Source organism: Loktanella sp. DSM 29012, assembly GCF_900110705.1.
Lineage (GTDB): Bacteria > Pseudomonadota > Alphaproteobacteria > Rhodobacterales > Rhodobacteraceae > Loktanella > Loktanella gaetbuli.
The window spans coordinates 441,787-456,674 of sequence record NZ_FOEJ01000001.1 but is presented as its reverse complement, the minus strand read 5'-3'; the positions used below and the strand labels follow the sequence as shown (position 1 = coordinate 456,674).

Sequence of the window (14,888 nt, the reverse complement as noted above, 5' to 3'; positions counted from 1 at the left end):
TATGCTGGGCAAGACCGCAGGCGGCCTGTACTGGATGTTCCGCAACCTTGAACGCGCCGAAAATACGGCCCGCCTGATCGAGGCCGGGTTTCGCATTGCGCTGACCCGCAGCCAGGACCAGGCCACAGGCTGGAAATCGGTGGCGACGACAGCCGGTGCTGCCGGATCATTTTCCCAGAAATACCAAGGATTCGAGAGCGCGGACGTCATCAACTATTTGTTGCGCGACCCGGACAACGCATCATCGGTCCTGTCTGTTGTGAAATCCGCGCGGGACAACGCCAGGCTGGTGCGCACCGCACTCACCACCGAAGTATGGTCCGCGGTAAACGACAACTGGATGACAATGAAAGACCTGCTGGCCGAACCGGTCGTGGAAACAGAACTGCCAAAGGTTCTGGATATCATCCGCCAGCAATCGGCACTGGTTCGCGGCGCGCTGCATGGGACCATGCTGCGAAACGACATCTATGATTTTGCCCGGCTGGGCACATTTATCGAACGCGCAGACAACACGGCCCGCATCATCGATGTGAAATATTACACGCTGCTGCCCAGCACCAGTTTCGTGGGATCGTCGCTGGACAACGTGCAGTGGGAAACGATCCTGCGGTCCGTCAGCGCGCATCGTGCCTTTCGCTGGCTGGACGAGGACGACATGACGGCGACATCGGTGGCGCGTTTCCTGATCCTTGACCGGCGGTTGCCGCGCAGCCTGATCTTCAGTCTGGAACAGACCTGCTCCAACCTCGAACACCTCTGCGCGGAATACGGTGAGCGCCACAGCTGTCAGGACCACGCCAGTCAAATGGTGCAAGGACTGAAAAACCGTGATATCGCATCCATCTTCGAAGAGGGTTTGCACGAATTCATCACTGGATTCATCCGGGACAACAATGCGTTGGGTCAGATGATCGAGCAGGACTACAAGTTCTACGGATAGGATCGCCACTTGGACCTGCACATCACACATACGACCCGCTACACCTATGATCGTCCGGTGTCATATGCGCTGCAACGCCTGCATCTGCGTCCGCAGGATAACGCGATGCAGCGCGTGAAATCCTGGGAAATCATCGTCGAGGGCGGCCAGATCGAGCTGACCTACGACGATCACTACGGCAACCACACAAACCTGGTGAATGTGACACGCGGCGCGACCGAACTGGCCGTGACCGCGCGCGGCGTAATCGAAACCCACGATACCGCAGGGGTCCTTGGCCCCGTGCACGGCACTGCACCGCTGTGGCATTTCAAAACGACCACCCGCGCAACCGAGGCCGACGATGCAATCCGTGCCTTGGCCGACAGACTGGCGGCGGACAATTCGATCCCCGCGCTGCATGCCATCTGCGCTGACATATTGGATGCCGTGCCTTACGAAACAGGGCAGACCTATACGGATACGACCGCGACCGAGGCCCTCGCAGGTGGCTGCGGCGTGTGTCAGGACCATGCCCATATCCTGATTGCCGTGGCCCGCGCGGCAGACCTGCCGGCGCGCTATGTGTCCGGCTATCTCAAGTTGAACCAGACGGATGACCAGACCGCCAGCCACGCCTGGGCCGAGGTTTACCTGCCCGATCTGGGTTGGGTCGGTTTCGACGTCAGCAACCGGATCAGCCCGGATGACCGCTATGCGCGGCTGGCAGTCGGCCGGGACGCACGCGATGCAGCCCCCGTCAAGGGCATGCGCCGCGGTGCTGGCGTCGAATCGCTGATTGTGACTTTGCAAGTGCAGCAGTAAAAGCACAGCCAGACCCAATCTGGACCTGATCAAATGACCTACTGCGTCGGCCTGCGACTGAACCAAGGCCTTGTTTTCATGTCAGACACCCGCACGAATGCGGGCGTCGACAATTTTTCATCGACCCGCAAACTATTTACCTGGGAGGTCGAGGGCGACCGCCTGATCACGCTCATGACGGCCGGCAATCTGGCCACGACGCAATCGTTGATTTCGCTGCTGGACGAACGGTCCAAGACAGCGGCCGACAGGGACCCGTCGATCCTGCGCGAACCAACCATGTTCCAGGTCGCGCGACTGGTCGGTGCCACGTTGAAAGAGGTCATTTCCTATTCCAACTCCGTAGGCGGCGAGGAAAAGTTCCGCGCCACCGTCATTGTCGGCGGCCAGATCAAGGGCGGCGAGCCAACACTGTTCATGGTCTACCCCGAAGGTAATTTCGTCGAAGTCACCGAAGAAACCCCGTTTTTCCAGATTGGCGAGACGAAATACGGCAAACCCATCCTTGTGCGCGGGTTTGATCCGGAAATGTCGTTTGCGGATGCAGTCAAGCTGCTGATGGTCAGTTTCGATTCAACGGTGAAATCGAACCTGTCGGTCGGCCTGCCATTCGACATTCTCTGCTACGAAACCGGTGATTTCAAACCGACCCACCGCAAACGCGTGGAAACGGACGATGAACTGTATCATCGCATTTCAGAAGGGTGGTCACTGGCCCTCAAAGAGGCGTTTTCGTCACTGCCGGACTATACCCTCTAGGTCTCGAGCCACAGCTTGACCGTCGCCAATGCCGACCGCGCCAATGAACGTTGCGTCACGGCGCGCAGGTTTTCGTTCAATGCCAGCAGGTCACCGATCCCGTCCACGAACTGGTTGGAATGCCGATCCACCTCGGCGGCGCTGACCTTGGGGTGCAGCTCGAACTGTGACCCGACCACATAGACAAGATTGCCGGCACGATCGTGCAGAGGCTCGAGATACAACAGCGTTGTCAGCGACGATCCGTCCTTGCGCAGGTTGTCGAATGTGGCCTGCGCAGGCTTGGCCGCCGCCAAGGCATCACGGACCGTGCGTCGCGCCGATGTATTGTCCAGATCGCCCTGCAAGAACCTGCAATTCCTGTTCAAAACCTCGTGCTGGGCATATCCGGTCAGCGCACTAAATGCAGAGTTCGAATAGATCAAAGGTAAGTCTGTCTGACCGGGGTCAGCTATTGTCAAAGCGACAGAGAGTGGGTCGAATCGTTTTGCGACCTGTTCCAGATTGAGATACGGCATGTGGACCCCCCCGACAGATTTGACTTGATCGTTACTCATGACATGAGACGATGACAACATGAACCGGATGACCTGATGATCGACACGTTTTCTTTGCCTATCACGCCCCCAAAAGGGCCTGTGGTCGTCGGAATCGGGGCCTCTGCGGGTGGGCTTGAGGCGCTTCAGGGATTTTTGGACAACCTGCCTCCCAGCCACAGCCTGGCAATCGTCATCGTTCAACACCTCGACCCTGACCACGACAGTCTCTTGGGTGAATTGCTGACCAAACGGACCAAAACCCCGGTCAAGGAAGCGGGCAACGGCATGGCCGTCGAATCGGGGAACATTTACCTGATCGCACCAGGCCAATCCCTGACGATCATCGATGGAAAACTTCATACGGAAAATTACGATCTTCCGCGTGGCCGCAGGCGCCCGATCGACGCATTTCTCGTGTCACTGGCGCAAAATTCCGGCGAACGCGCTGTGGGCATCATCCTGTCCGGCACAGGCAGCGACGGCAGTCTGGGTGCCCGCGCGATCAAGGAGGCCGGCGGTCTGGTGTTCGTGCAGGCCCTGTCCGAGGCGAAATACGACGGCATGCCGCGCAGTGCGATCGAAACCGGGGTGGCCGATATCGTCCTGCCTGTCGCGGAAATGTTTGCGGTCCTGAACGATTACTTTGACTGTCGCGGCGGCATCCCAGAGGACGCCCTGACCGACCGCGAATTCATCAGCCGCGCCATGCGGCATGTCCGCTATCGCACGGGTCACGACTTTTCCGGCTATAAACCCGGCACGTTGCTGCGGCGGATCGCAGTGCGCATGTCTGTTCTGGGCCTGAGCCATCCGAACGAATACCTCAAGGTTCTGATCAACGATCCCGAAGAGGTCAGTCGCCTGTTCAAGGACGTACTGATCAACGTCACCAGCTTTTTCCGCGACGATTCCGTGTTCGACGATCTGCGCAACAAGGTCATCCCCGAACTGATGGAAGGCCGCAGCAACACGGATGAACTGCGGATCTGGGTGCCGGGCTGTTCCACCGGACAAGAGGCCTACAGCATCGCGATGCTGTTGTCAGAAGCGATGGAACGTCTTGATGTGTGGCCCCGTGTGATGATCTTTGGCACGGATATTGACGAGGACGCGCTGGAAACGGCCCGGCGTGGTCAATACCTGAACACCATCGCCGACGAAGTTCCGGCAGAATACCTTCACAAGTATTTCAAATGGCGCAGTGACGGCTACACGGTCAATGACAGGCTGCGTGCGATGGTGCGGTTTTCGAACCAAAGCATTGTGAAGGACCCGCCCTTTAGTCAGATCGACATGGTCACCTGCCGTAACGTCCTGATCTATTTCGACAAATCACTACAAGAAAAAGCGATCCGGGTGTTTCACTATGCCCTGCGCGAAGGCGGTATCCTCGTGCTGGGCACATCCGAATCGCCCATTAACGGTCCAGAGGCCTTTGCAGACCTGTCCCGACAGAACCGCATCTACCGCCGGCAGCCCGGCCCCGCGGCACGCCTGGACCTTAGCCAGACACCCGCCCCCGAGCCGGAAAACGAACCGCAGAACGCGATGCATGGCGCAGGAAACAGGCAAACGAAGCCTGCAATGGCCTATGCCGACCAGGTCATCGACCTGATGTCTCCTGCGTATATCGTCGTCAGCAACGCACGTGATCTGCAATACGCATCTGATCCGGCGACGGCCTATCTGAAAATGAAGGCCGGCCGTCCGCAGCTGGACCTGATGAAGCTGATCCGGCCGGAACTGGAAAACAACCTGCGTCGGCTGTTGAACCGCCAGCTTGGAACCGGCGAGACCGCCGATTGGGATTTCACGGGCGTTCTGGATGGCACTCCGCGATTCATCCGTATTACCCGGCAGCGCATGACAGGCGGTCAGGACCTGATCCTGTTCCAGGACCAGACCCTGCCCGAGGGGACCAAGCTTCCCAGTCCCGAAAACTTGTCAGAGGCGACAGCCAAATATGTGCAGGACCTCGAAAGCGAATTGGACGAGGCAAGGCTTCAGATCAGGTCCACCGTCGAAGAGCTGGAGACATCAAACGAAGAGCTGAAAAGCTCGAACGAAGAAATGATGTCCATGAACGAAGAGTTGCAGTCCGCGAACGAGGAACTGACAACAACCAACGACGAATTGAACAACAAGATTACAGAAGTCCGGGATGCCAACACGGACCTCGCGAATTTCATCCGCAGCACCAAGATCGGGACCGTTTTTCTGGACGCCGGCCTCAAGCTGCGCAGCTTTACCCCCGAAGCCTGCGAGGTGTTCCGATTCCAGAAAAACGATATCGGTCGCCGGATCGACGATATCGCGTCCGATGTGGACATGGAGCAGATCGTCACTGACTGCGAAAGGGTGATGGAAAGCCAGGAGCTGCTGGAAAAGGAATACGAGACACGTCGCGGGAAATCGTTCCGGGCGCGTTTCGTTCCTTATGCCCAGAGTGGCCACTCAGTGGGCGGAGTCGTCGTGTCCCTGTTTGACGTCACTGAACTGCGCAGTTTGGCCAGGGACGCCGAAGAGGCGCGCCTGATCGCGGCCGACCGGTTAGAGGAAATCGAGGGTCTGTACACCGCAAGCCCGCTTGCGATGGCCTTGCTGGACACCGATCTCAATTACATCAGAGCCAATACGCGACTGTCCGAAATCCTTGGTGTTCCGGTCGAAGACATGATCGGCAGATCGCTGGGTGAAATGTCGGGCGGCATGTCCGAAATCGCACGTCGTCTGGCACAACAGGTGATCGAAACTGGCAAAAAGGTCGAAAACTACCAGATCAGGGGGGCCGTGCCGACGCGCCCGGATGACAACCGGGTGTTTGAAACAGATTGGTACCCCGTCAGTCAGGGAGACAAGTTGATCGGCATCGGTATCAATGTCCGCGACAGCACCGAATTGGTTCAGATCCAGTTCGAGCTGCGCCGCGTGATGCAGGAATTGCAGCATCGCGTCAAAAACATGCTGGCCAATGTGCTGGCACTGGTGTCGCGGGCCAAACGCGATGCGACCGCTGACAAGGCGATCTTCGAGGCGCTTTCCCAGCGGATTCAGGCCCTTGCCCAGACGCACAAACTGCTGACCCAGTCGAACTGGTCATCAGCGAAACTGCAGGATATCCTGCGCCCCGAACTGGTGGACGTATACGGTGCCGAACGCGTCCGACTGAAAGGCCCCGACATCGTCGTCAACGCCCGCGCCGCATTGTCACTTGGCATGGCCATCCACGAACTTGCGACCAATGCCGCCAAATACGGCAGTTTTTCAAAAGAAGACGGTCAGGTCTCATTGTCATGGGTGCGGCAGGATGATGGTGAATCCGATGACTTTATCTTCAGCTGGCAGGAAAAGGGAGGCCCGCCCGCAGACCAGAGCGAGGTCTCCGGTTTCGGCAGCCAATTGATTCGATCGACGATTGAGGGTAGCCTTGATGGAAAAGTTGAATTTTTCTGGGAACAATCGGGACTACGGTGCGTTTTTACCATTCCGAAAGATTCACTTATCGAGATTCCGAATGACAGCGTCTTCGACACCTACACGTCCTAAAATCCTATATGTCGAAGACGAGGTCATCGTGGCCCTCGATGTGTCAGATGGATTGGAAAACCAACTCGGGTTCGATGTGCAGATCGCACACAACCTCGCATCGGCCCATGCGAAATGCGGGTCACATACTTTCGACTTTGCCTTGCTGGACATGAACCTCGGCAACGGCGAACGCAGTATCGAACTGGGCCTCGACCTGTCCCGCAAGGGCGTCAAGGTCGTCTTTGCGTCGGGCTACAACCGCGACGAAATCGGCGAAATCTGCGACTTTACACTGGTCGAAAAGCCATTCCAGATCGGCGATATTGCTGCGGCTTTCGGGGTGCAGATTGCACCTGCCCGCCTCGCCTAAAGCGTGATCCACGCTGCGTTGCGGCGTGACGACCGCGCGCAGGCATCGACAAATGCAACGCCGTCCAGACCGTCCTGGATCGTGGGATAAAGCGCAGACGATTTCTCGCCGGTGCGCGCAGCCTCGATCGCATCGGCGGCTGCAGCATAGATATTGGCAAACGCCTCCAGATATCCCTCTGGATGGCCCCCTGGCACCCGCGTGCCAGTCGTCGCACCCGACGCGCCATTGCGGGTCAGCAGTTGCGTGACACCGCCCAAGGGGGTGTAGCGCATGACGTTGGGGTTTTCCTGTCCCCATTCGATCCCGCCCTTTTCGCCATAAACCCGAAGGGTCAGGCGGTTTTCCGATCCAGTGGCAACCTGCGAACACCACAGCATGCCCTTGGCCCCACCTTGAAACCGCAACATCACGTGTCCGTTGTCGTCCACCTGCCGCCCCGGCACGAATGCATCCAGATCCGCGGCAAGGCTGTCCAGCTTCAGGCCCGTCACGAAACATGCCAGATTATAGGCATGGGTGCCGATGTCGCCGGTGGAACCGCCCACCCCTGACTTAGCCGGATCGGTGCGCCAGGCCGCTTGCTTGTTGTCCGGTTCCGGTGCCTCGGCCAGCCAGTCCTGTGCGTATTCCACCTGCACGACCCGGATCCGGCCCAGCGCACCTTCGGCGATCATCTGACGCGCATGACGCATCAGCGGATAACCGGTGTAGTTATGCGTCAGGATGAACAAGGCGTCGGACTTTTCGGCGGCAGCGACCAATTTGCGCGCTTCCGCCAGGGTTGCCGTCAGCGGCTTGTCACAGATCACGTGAATCCCGCGTTTCAGAAATTCACGCGCGACCGGCGCGTGCATGTGGTTGGGGGTCACGATCGCAACGGCGGCTATTCCGTCTTTCAGCCGTGCCTCGCGCTTGGCCATGGCGACATAGTCGTCATAGGTCCGGTCTGGTGCCAGCCCAAGCGCACGCCCCGATTCACGCGCTTTTTCAGGCGTAGAAGACAGCGCGCCGGCCACCATCTCGAACCGGTTGTCCATGCGCGCGGCAATCCTGTGGACCGCCCCGATAAACGCATCCTTGCCGCCGCCAACCATGCCAAGCTTGATCCGTGTCATGGCACCATCTCCATCATCTTGCCAAAAATACTCCGGGGTCCGGGGCAGCGCCCCGGTCCGGCATCCGCCACTAGACGTAGCGGTTCACAATGTTTTCCAACCGTTCCTGCCCACCTGATACCGGCTGGGGGTCAATCTGACCTGCCTCGGCATAGGCAGCGACGCTCTCCAGCGTTGCGGATTCAGACAGGTGGTCCGCGCTTTCCCATCCAGCGTAGCGGGCGCGGCGCGGTGCCTCAAGTGCATCATCGGCGATCATGGCGGCCGCGGCCTTCAGCCCCCGGGCGCAGATGTCCATCCCGCCTACATGCGCTGCAATCAGATCTTCTGCGTCGATGGACTGGCGGCGCAGCTTGGCGTCGAAATTCGTCCCGCCCGTGGTGAATCCGCCAGCGCGCAACACCTCGTAATAGGCAAGCGCGGCCTCCGGCGCATTGTTGGGGAACTGGTCCGTGTCCCAGCCGGATTGATAGTCGTTGCGGTTCATGTCGATCGACCCGAACACGCCCAGCGCGCGCGCCATCGCCAGTTCATGCTCGAACGAATGGCCGGCAAGGATCGCATGTCCCTGTTCGACGTTCACCTTGACCTCGTTTTCCAGACCGAACCGCTGGAGGAATCCGTAAACCGTGGCGACGTCGTAGTCATACTGATGCTTGGTCGGTTCTTGCGGCTTTGGCTCGATCAGGATCGCGCCCTTGAATCCGATCTTGTGCTTGTATTCGACGACCATCTGCAAAAACCGCCCCATCTGCGCCAGTTCTCGGTCCAGATCGGTGTTCAGCAGTGTCTCATAGCCCTCGCGCCCGCCCCACAGCACGTAGTTCTCGCCACCCAGACGATGGGTCACATCCATGCAGGTTTTGACCGTGCTGGCGCAATAGGCAAAGACATCGGGGTCGGGGTTCGTGCTGGCTCCGCTCATGTAGCGGCGGTGGCTGAACATATTGGCCGTTCCCCATAGCAACTGGGTGCCGCCTTCCATCTTGGGGGCGACGTAGTCCGCCATTTCATTCAGACGATCCGCACTCTCTTGCAGCGACGCACCCTCTGGCCGGATGTCGTGATCGTGAAAACAATAATACGGCACACCGAGGATCTCGAACATCTCGAATGCGGCATCGGCCTTCAGCTTGGCCAGCTCCATGCTGTCGGCAGGAAACCAGGGCCTGTCGAACGTCCGGCCCCCAAACGGGTCGCCGCCTTCCCAGACAAAGTTGTGCCAATAGGCAACGGCAAAGCGCAGGTGGTCGCGCATGGTTTTGCCCAGAATGACCTCGTCGGGGTTATAGTGCCTGAACGCCAGCGGATTGGTGCTTTCAGGTCCCTCATAGGTGACGGGGGCAATACCTTTGAAATAGTCGGTCATGAGAGGCTTTCCTTGATGATAATACTAAGAGGGATTTCGCCGCGCGCGGGCGGCACGATTTGTTTGTCTGCCATGTCGCGCATCAGGCGCACGGCGCGGGTGACTGCGCGGCCCGGATCCTGGTCGATCACCAGGTCAATCAGGCCATCGCGCAGACCCTCGCGGGTAGCATCGGTCGATTCATGTGCAATGGTGACGGGCCGAAATGCCGAATTGGCGCGGCGCAGCGCCGCAACCAGACCCGCGTTCCCGGCACCGATTGCGTAGATGCCGACGGGGGACATTGCATCCAACGTGCGCGCCACAAGATCAGCGATGCGCGCTGCGTCATCGAAACCCTCGACGACGGGCAGTAGCGTCAATCCGGCAAAATCATTTTGCAGAACCTGCCGAAATCCCAGCAAGCGCTGCGCATGGTCGCGTGCAGCAAGCGACCCTGCGATCACAAGCACTGGCCCGACCGGTTCTCGAATGAGCCGCCCCATGAACTGCCCGGCCATTCGGCCCGCCACCTCATTGTTAGGCCCGACATAGATATCGCGGGCCTCGGCCTGCACATCCGCCACAAGCGACACGATGCGGACCCCCGCCGCGCGCAAACGCGTCAACTCGGCCCTGACCTGCGGCACATCGCTGACGATGACGGCGGCACAATCGGTTGTTTCAGGGTCGATCTGACGCAGGGATGCGACCTGCGACACCGGATCAAATGTTTTTGATGATCGTATGTCAATATGAACCCGATCCTTGCGGTTCAGGTCGGATTCTCGCGCGATCTCGGCAATCAGCTTGCGCACGAATGCCGACTGCCCCGCAGGCAAGAGAAATACGAATCGATAGCCGTTGCCACGGGACAGGTTGGCCGCGAACTGGTCCTTTACATAACCAGTTCTTGCGACCGCATCATGCACCTTTTTGACAGATTTCGCAGCAACGCCACCGCGATTGTTCAGCACGCGATCAACAGTCGCAAGGCTGACCTGCGCCGTTCGTGCGACATCATGAATCGTTGCTCTGGCCATTGGCGCCCCCCTGATCAGACCCTAGGCCTAAAAATGAGGAACGCCAATCATTTTTTTATTCAGGAGCATTTTCCGACAAAGAGCTTTCAGCCCAGAGGTTGATCGCCTTGTCGCCGGCGCGTGCGTCGATCTCGGCCAGCTCATCATCCGTAAATGTCAGATTTGCCGCCGCCCCCGCGCAGTCGACGATCTGGCTGGACTTGCTGGCACCGATCAAGGCTGTCGTGATGCCCTCGTTGCGCAACACCCATGCAATCGCCATCTGCGCGAGCGTCTGACCCCGGGCCTCTGCCAGTTCGTTCAATGCACGCACGCTGTCCAGCGCGTCTTCGGTGATCAGATCGGGTGACAGCGATTTGTCCTGCGCCGCACGACTGTCATCGGGGATGCCGCCCAGATATTTCTTGGTCAACATACCTTGCGCCAGCGGGGTAAACGCAATCGACCCGACCCCCAGATCAGCCAGCGTCTCTTTCAACCCATCGGTTTCCACCCAGCGGTTAAAGATGTTGTAGCTGGGCTGATGGATCAGCAACGGCACACCTTCGTCAGCAAGCAATGCAGCAGCTTCACGCGTCTTTTCAGTGTTGTAGCTGCTGATCCCGGCATAAAGCGCGCGCCCCGATTTCACGATATCGGCCAATGCGCCCATCGTTTCCTCTAGCGGGGTTTCCGGGTCAAACCGGTGCGAATAAAAGATGTCGACGTAATCCAGCCCCATCCGGTCCAGCGACTGGTCACAGGACGCCATCAGGTATTTGCGACTGCCCCAGTTTCCATAGGGACCGGGCCACATGTCGTAGCCCGCCTTGGAACTGATGATCAGCTCGTCCCTCAGGCCCGCGAAATCGGTCGCGAGGATTTCACCGAACGCTTCTTCGGCGCTGCCCGCAGGCGGGCCATAGTTATTGGCCAGGTCGAAATGGGTGATGCCATGGTCGAACGCCGTGCGGCACATGTCGCGTTTGACTTCGTGCGGGGTGTCCCCGCCGAAATTGTGCCAAAGCCCAAGGCTGATCGCCGGAAGCTTGAGGCCAGACCGACCACAGCGGCGGTAAGGCATGCGGTCGTAGCGGTCCGAGGCGGGCAAATATGTCATAAGGGGTCTCCTGTCAGGGTTGCGGCGCAGAGGCCGTCTGCTGCGGACAAGGTGGTGCCCACAACAGGCGTGTCCAATCATCTGAACGAATAGACGGCCCGCCGAAATGATAAAAATGGCTGAAAGACAGAGTCTTAAACCTTTGCTTCACCATCGGACACTAGAACTGCAACAGCCAACGCGGGAACGTCATGAAACTTGATCCGGATCAGAATGCGGCTTTTGCCGCGCGGCAAGAGCTTGAACGCCGGGGCGTTCTGGATGCGCTGTTCGATATGGGACCTGCTGCGATCATCGTGGCAGATGGCAAAACGCAGCAAGTGATCGCCGGAAATTCACAGGCGCTTGCGTTTTTCGGGTTTGACCTGCGGCAGTTGCGTAAACGTCGCCTGGCCGACCTGACGCCTGAAATCCGATCGCACCGGACCGTTGCACTGTTGAACCGGCTGCGGACCTGTCCCGGACGCTCCCGACAATTCCGTCTGAAAACGAATGAACAACGCGAATACCTTGTCCGGGCTGTGTGCATCAACGCCGGCAAACCGACACTGATCGCGATCATCACCGATGAAACGGCGCAGGCGCATTACCGTGACCGCGTGCAACAGGCAGAATCGCAACTGACGACGGCCATCAATGCCCTGGCCGACGGTTTCGTCTATTATGACAACGAAGACAGGCTGGTCATCTGCAACGACAATTATCGCGCCATCTACCCCAAGAGCGCGCATCGCATGACCGAAGGAACGACGTTTCGCGAAATCTTGCAGGCTGGATTGGATGCCGGGGAATACGTTGACGCCATCGGCCGAGAGGATGAGTGGCTGGAACAACGGCTCAGTGCGTACAGCCGTGAAAACAGCATGGTGGAACAGCAACTGTCCACCGGCCGCTGGCTGCGGGTTGAGGAACGCAGAACGCCTGGCGGCGGGCGTGTGGGTCTGAGGATCGACATCACGGAACTGAAACACCAGCAGGCCCGGCTGGAACGCATGATGCTGACGGATGAACTGACAGGCCTGCGCAACCGGCGGAAACTGCTGGATGACATCCGCAACTGGGGTGCCAGTTTGGATCCGCAAACAGGCTTGGGCATCATTCACCTCGACATCAGACGTTTCAAACAGGTGAACGCGATTTACGGCTATGACGCTGGCGACCGATTGTTGCGACAGGTCGCAGCGTTCCTGCAAGACGCCGCCCGGATACATGGTCTGGCGGCCAGGATCGGTGGCAATGAATTCCTTTTTGCCAAGGAGATCACCCTCAATGACCCCAAGCTGGAAGAGTTGGCCGAACAATTGTGCCGCGGCATGTCGAATCCCGTCATCTGTGACGGTCAACGTGTCGGCTGTGCCGTTGCCGCCGGGGTGGCCATTCTGGACCCGCGCGAACAGCAAGATGAGAGCATTTCGATCCTCGGGGCCGCAGAAATGGCGCTGACCGACGCCAAGCAGTCCGGCAGGTCAGTTGCGTTCTTTCGGCCGCGTATGCGCGCTCAGGCGCTCAGCGATGGTGGACTTACCCGGGATCTGCAGGACGCCGTCGCCCGCGATGAATTCGAGGCCTTCTTTCAGCCGCAGGTAGACGCCGTCACACATTGCTGTTTTGGATTCGAGGCGCTTTTGCGGTGGCGGCATCCGCAAAAGGGTGTCCTTGCCGCCAATGCTTTTTTAGGGATCGCGCAGCGCGCGGGACTGACCGAAGCGCTTGATACCATCGTATTGGAACAGACCTGCAAGGCATTGACCCACCTTGACCGGATCGGGCGCAGCGATCTGACGATCAGCGTGAATCTGTCTGCCAATCAGGTCGCGGACCCGAAACTTTTGCCCCACATTCTCGATGTTCTCAATCGGCATGGCGTTGCACGACATCGCATCAGGCTGGAACTACTTGAATCGACACTGCTGGACGAACGCACGTCACACTACCTCAGCAATATCGAAAACCTTGTCAAAGCCGGCTTCGTGATGGAGCTTGATGATTTTGGAACGGGCCATGCCGCAATCGCTTCGTTGCGCAAATTCAAGGTCAACCAGATCAAGATCGACCGAAGTTTTGTCCAGAATCTGGATCTGGACCTGCAACTTCAGGCGCTGACAGGTGCGATCATCGGCCTCGCCGATCGTCTTGGGGTCGGCATTCTGGCCGAAGGTGTCGAAACCCCGGCAGAGCAGGATTGTCTGATCAGAATGGGGTGCACGCGCGCGCAGGGTTGGCTTTATGAAAAAGCGCTCCCGCTGGACCAGCTTTCCACCTTTCTTTCAAGGTTTGAGGCAAGCAAAACTTGATCAGCTCCGGATCAGGGTTTGTCCCAATTCCAGGCGGGGCGTCATGGTCATGATTTTTCCCGGCTCCCCCTGCCCCGCGATCCGCGCCTTGATCATGCGTGCGGCCTCCATCCCGATCTCGCGGCGGCAAGCATCCATCGTGGCCAATTTACGCGGCAAACCATCCAGCAGCTCGACTCCGTTGAAACCGGCCAAACCGATTTTGCCTGGCACATCGACACTATTTTCCAGCAGATACAGCAACCCGCCCGCACCAATCATGTCATTGGAATAATACAGAAAATCCAGATCAGGATGGCGATCCAGGATCGCTTGCGTCATCTCGCGCCCTTTCACCAAGGCCGATCCGCCAGCATAGAATTCCTGGCCCTCGATTTCGATGCCTGCCTTGGCCAACGTCCGGGTGAAACCTTCGAAACGTTTCCGGGCTCGGTGATCCAGGGGCATCTGCGTACCCAAAAAACCGATCCGGCGATAACCCGCGCGCAGGATCGCTTCTGCCATTTCGTGCCCCGCGCGCCGGTGCGAAATGCCCACGCAGGAATCAATCGGTGCACCATCCACATCCATGATTTCAACGACCGGTATCGCCGCCTGCGCAAGCATCGCGCGCGATGCGTCGGAATGCTCCAGCCCTGCAATGATCAGACCTGCCGGTCGCCATGACAGCATCTCGAACAAGACCTGCTCTTCTTTTTCGGGACGATATCCTGTGACGCCAACGACCGGTTGAAGAACACTTTCATCCAGTTCATCAGAAATCCCCGAAAGGACTTCGGGAAACACCATGTTCTTGAGAGAAGGGATGATCACGGCAACCAGATTGACATGACTTGATGCGAGGGATCCAGCAATCCGGTTCGGCACGTATCCCAGCAACTTCGCCGCTTCCTGCACCTTGGCACGCGTCGCGGCGCTAACGTCACCCTTGTTGCGCAACACGCGGCTGACCGTCATTTCGCTGACCCCCGATGCCTCAGATACATCGCGAAGAGTCATCGGGCGGCGCGGTGGAATGCTCACAGTCGAAATCCTGATATAGA

General features: G+C 58.6%; 12 protein-coding genes. 6 read left to right on the top strand and 6 right to left on the bottom strand.

Features of this window, described 5'->3' with window-relative positions; genetic code table 11:
- Position 1: 1 nt before the first annotated feature.
- From BMX27_RS02225 to BMX27_RS02215, 3 genes are read left to right on the top strand one after another with little or no spacing between them, the layout of a single operon-like run.
- On the top strand, positions 2 to 943 hold the full coding sequence (locus BMX27_RS02225) for an alpha-E domain-containing protein (protein WP_090158271.1): 942 nt from the start codon (positions 2 to 4) through the stop codon (positions 941 to 943).
- A gap of 9 nt (positions 944 to 952) precedes the next feature.
- Positions 953 to 1,747 carry a transglutaminase family protein gene (locus BMX27_RS02220; RefSeq protein ID WP_090158270.1) on the top strand — a complete coding sequence of 265 codons (795 nt, stop codon included), beginning with the start codon at positions 953 to 955 and terminating at the stop codon, positions 1,745 to 1,747.
- Between the two features lie 33 nt (positions 1,748 to 1,780).
- The gene (locus BMX27_RS02215; RefSeq protein ID WP_090158269.1) at positions 1,781 to 2,506 is read left to right on the top strand and encodes a proteasome-type protease; all 726 of its coding nucleotides are present in this window, start codon (positions 1,781 to 1,783) and stop codon (positions 2,504 to 2,506) included.
- On the opposite strand, the gene BMX27_RS02210 is transcribed toward BMX27_RS02215, so the two are convergent.
- Positions 2,503 to 3,024 carry a PAS domain-containing protein gene (locus tag BMX27_RS02210; protein WP_177172627.1) on the bottom strand — a complete coding sequence of 174 codons (522 nt, stop codon included), beginning with the start codon at positions 3,022 to 3,024 and terminating at the stop codon, positions 2,503 to 2,505. The genes BMX27_RS02215 and BMX27_RS02210 overlap by 4 nt on opposite strands.
- Positions 3,025 to 3,099: 75 nt before the next feature.
- On the opposite strand from BMX27_RS02210, the gene BMX27_RS02205 reads away from it, so the two are divergent.
- Together BMX27_RS02205 and BMX27_RS02200 are read left to right on the top strand one after the other, a co-directional pair.
- Complete coding sequence (locus tag BMX27_RS02205; RefSeq protein WP_090158267.1) at positions 3,100 to 6,591, top strand: CheR family methyltransferase; 3,492 nt, start codon at positions 3,100 to 3,102, stop codon at positions 6,589 to 6,591.
- The gene (locus tag BMX27_RS02200) at positions 6,560 to 6,943 is read left to right on the top strand and encodes a response regulator (RefSeq protein ID WP_177172626.1); all 384 of its coding nucleotides are present in this window, start codon (positions 6,560 to 6,562) and stop codon (positions 6,941 to 6,943) included. The genes BMX27_RS02205 and BMX27_RS02200 overlap by 32 nt, the downstream gene beginning before the upstream one ends.
- Here BMX27_RS02200 and BMX27_RS02195 read toward each other — a convergent pair.
- The 4 genes from BMX27_RS02195 to mgrA form a co-directional block, all read right to left on the bottom strand.
- Positions 6,940 to 8,061: a Gfo/Idh/MocA family protein gene (locus BMX27_RS02195; RefSeq protein ID WP_090158265.1), complete on the bottom strand. Its 1,122-nt coding sequence runs from the start codon at positions 8,059 to 8,061 to the stop codon at positions 6,940 to 6,942. The genes BMX27_RS02200 and BMX27_RS02195 overlap by 4 nt on opposite strands.
- A 70-nt stretch (positions 8,062 to 8,131) precedes the next feature.
- Positions 8,132 to 9,430, bottom strand: coding sequence for a xylose isomerase (gene xylA / locus BMX27_RS02190; protein ID WP_090158264.1), 1,299 nt, complete (start codon positions 9,428 to 9,430; stop codon positions 8,132 to 8,134).
- A complete protein-coding gene (locus tag BMX27_RS02185; RefSeq protein ID WP_090158263.1) occupies positions 9,427 to 10,452 on the bottom strand; it encodes a LacI family DNA-binding transcriptional regulator in 1,026 nt (341 codons plus the stop codon). The genes xylA and BMX27_RS02185 overlap by 4 nt, the downstream gene beginning before the upstream one ends.
- Positions 10,453 to 10,507: 55 nt before the next feature.
- Positions 10,508 to 11,551: an L-glyceraldehyde 3-phosphate reductase gene (gene mgrA / locus BMX27_RS02180; protein WP_090158262.1), complete on the bottom strand. Its 1,044-nt coding sequence runs from the start codon at positions 11,549 to 11,551 to the stop codon at positions 10,508 to 10,510.
- A 191-nt stretch (positions 11,552 to 11,742) separates the two neighbouring features.
- Between mgrA and BMX27_RS02175 the strand changes: the two genes are divergently transcribed.
- A complete protein-coding gene (locus BMX27_RS02175) occupies positions 11,743 to 13,845 on the top strand; it encodes a putative bifunctional diguanylate cyclase/phosphodiesterase (RefSeq protein WP_090158261.1) in 2,103 nt (700 codons plus the stop codon).
- Here the strand turns inward: BMX27_RS02175 and BMX27_RS02170 are convergent, their stop codons facing one another.
- A complete protein-coding gene (locus BMX27_RS02170; RefSeq protein ID WP_177172645.1) occupies positions 13,846 to 14,844 on the bottom strand; it encodes a LacI family DNA-binding transcriptional regulator in 999 nt (332 codons plus the stop codon).
- Positions 14,845 to 14,888 lie beyond the last annotated feature (44 nt).

Excerpts from the sequence above, each read along its gene's own strand:
- BMX27_RS02215 (WP_090158269.1), top strand. The coding sequence starts at position 1,781 with ATGACCTACTGCGTCGGCCTGCGACTGAACCAAGGCCTTGTTTTCATG.
- BMX27_RS02195 (WP_090158265.1), bottom strand. The coding sequence starts at position 8,061 with ATGACACGGATCAAGCTTGGCATGGTTGGCGGCGGCAAGGATGCGTTT.
- BMX27_RS02175 (WP_090158261.1), top strand. The coding sequence starts at position 11,743 with ATGAAACTTGATCCGGATCAGAATGCGGCTTTTGCCGCGCGGCAAGAG.
- BMX27_RS02200 (WP_177172626.1), top strand. The coding sequence starts at position 6,560 with ATGACAGCGTCTTCGACACCTACACGTCCTAAAATCCTATATGTCGAA.
- xylA (WP_090158264.1), bottom strand. The coding sequence starts at position 9,430 with ATGACCGACTATTTCAAAGGTATTGCCCCCGTCACCTATGAGGGACCT.
- BMX27_RS02210 (WP_177172627.1), bottom strand. The coding sequence starts at position 3,024 with ATGCCGTATCTCAATCTGGAACAGGTCGCAAAACGATTCGACCCACTC.
- BMX27_RS02185 (WP_090158263.1), bottom strand. The coding sequence starts at position 10,452 with ATGGCCAGAGCAACGATTCATGATGTCGCACGAACGGCGCAGGTCAGC.
- BMX27_RS02225 (WP_090158271.1), top strand. The coding sequence starts at position 2 with ATGCTGGGCAAGACCGCAGGCGGCCTGTACTGGATGTTCCGCAACCTT.
- mgrA (WP_090158262.1), bottom strand. The coding sequence starts at position 11,551 with ATGACATATTTGCCCGCCTCGGACCGCTACGACCGCATGCCTTACCGC.
- BMX27_RS02170 (WP_177172645.1), bottom strand. The coding sequence starts at position 14,844 with ATGACTCTTCGCGATGTATCTGAGGCATCGGGGGTCAGCGAAATGACG.
- BMX27_RS02205 (WP_090158267.1), top strand. The coding sequence starts at position 3,100 with ATGATCGACACGTTTTCTTTGCCTATCACGCCCCCAAAAGGGCCTGTG.